The organism is Pseudochrobactrum sp. AO18b (assembly GCF_000409565.1).
In the GTDB taxonomy this organism is placed as follows: Bacteria; Pseudomonadota; Alphaproteobacteria; order Rhizobiales; family Rhizobiaceae; genus Pseudochrobactrum; species Pseudochrobactrum saccharolyticum.
Genome location: NZ_ANNO01000315.1, coordinates 1 through 1,409 on the forward strand (window position 1 = coordinate 1; position 1,409 = coordinate 1,409).

The following is a 1,409-nucleotide window of genomic DNA, read 5'->3' on the forward strand; positions in this document are numbered from 1 at the left end:
GCCGATCTGGCGCAGGGCTTGCTGGATTCTGTTGTCAATATTTCCACATCCCAGACCGTGAAAGATGAAAACGGAGAGGAAAAGGCCGAGCCTGCGCCGCAATTGCCGGAAGGATCGCCGTTTCAGGAGTTTTTTGACGATTTCTTCTCTGAAGAAAATCAGAAAGACGGCGGCAGTGCTGCCCGCAAGATGCAGTCGCTGGGCTCCGGTTTTGTGATCGATGCGGAGAAGGGGCTGGTTGTCACCAACAATCACGTCATTGCCGATGCTGATGAAATCGAGGTGAATTTCACCGATGGTAAAAAGCTGAAAGCAGAACTGCTCGGCACGGATACTAAAACCGATATTGCGCTGCTGAAGGTTGATCCGACGAAGCACAAGCTAACAGCAGTCGGATTTGGCGATTCAGAAAAATCGCGGATCGGTGACTGGGTGATGGCAATCGGCAATCCGTTTGGCCTTGGCGGTACTGTGACCCTTGGTATTATCTCTGCCCGCAACCGCGATATTCAGGCGGGACCTTATGATAATTTCATTCAGACCGATGCGGCGATTAACCGTGGTAATTCCGGCGGCCCGCTGTTTGATATGAACGGTAAGGTCATCGGTATTAATACCGCGATTATTTCACCGACCGGTGGCTCTATCGGTATCGGTTTTGCTATTCCGTCCGAACTGGCTGTTTCTGTGATCCAGCAGCTGGAAGAATTTGGTGAAACCCGCCGTGGCTGGCTTGGTGTGCGCATTCAGCCGGTAACAGATGATGTGGCTGAGAGCTTTGGCATGAGTGAGCCTAAGGGTGCGCTGGTTGCCGGGCTGATTGCCAATAGCGGTGTTGAGAATAAAGAACTGATGCCGGGCGACATCATTCTGAAATTTGACGGCAAGGATGTGGAAAGTGCCCGCGACCTGCCGCGCGTGGTGGCAGAAAGTCCGGTGGGCAAAGAGGTCAGTGTTCTGGTGCTGCGTAAAGGCAAAGAGCAGACTGTGAAGATCAAACTCGGCCGTCTCGAGGATTATGAGAATAAGGATAAAGCTGCGGCTGCCAAGGACAGTACTAAGGCCAAAGAAGCTGAGACAGTAAAGGTGCTCGGTATGACACTTGGCAAGCTGGATGATGCGCAGCGCAAACAGTATGAAATCTCCGCCGATGTGGAAGGTGTGGTGATTAGTGCCGTTGAAGGCAAATCCGCCGCCGAAGAAAAGCGGGTTAATGCAGGCGATGTGATTGTTGAATTCGCGCAGGAAGTTGTGAAAGCGCCTGCGGATATTCAAAAGAAAATCGAAAAACTGCGTCAACAGGGACGTAAAAATGCATTGCTGATGCTGGCTGCGCCAAGCGGTGAGCTGCGCTTTGTGACCCTGCGTATCGATTGATCTGACATCAACAAGAATGCAGAAAAAGGAGG

At 51.7% G+C, this 1,409-nt stretch carries 1 protein-coding gene; it reads left to right on the forward strand.

The window, feature by feature from the left end; all coding sequences use genetic code 11:
- On the forward strand, nucleotides 1-1,377 hold a 1,377-nt coding region (locus A918_RS0112530), incomplete at its 5' end, for a Do family serine endopeptidase (RefSeq protein WP_022711400.1).
- Between the last annotated feature and the right edge of the window lie 32 nt (nucleotides 1,378-1,409).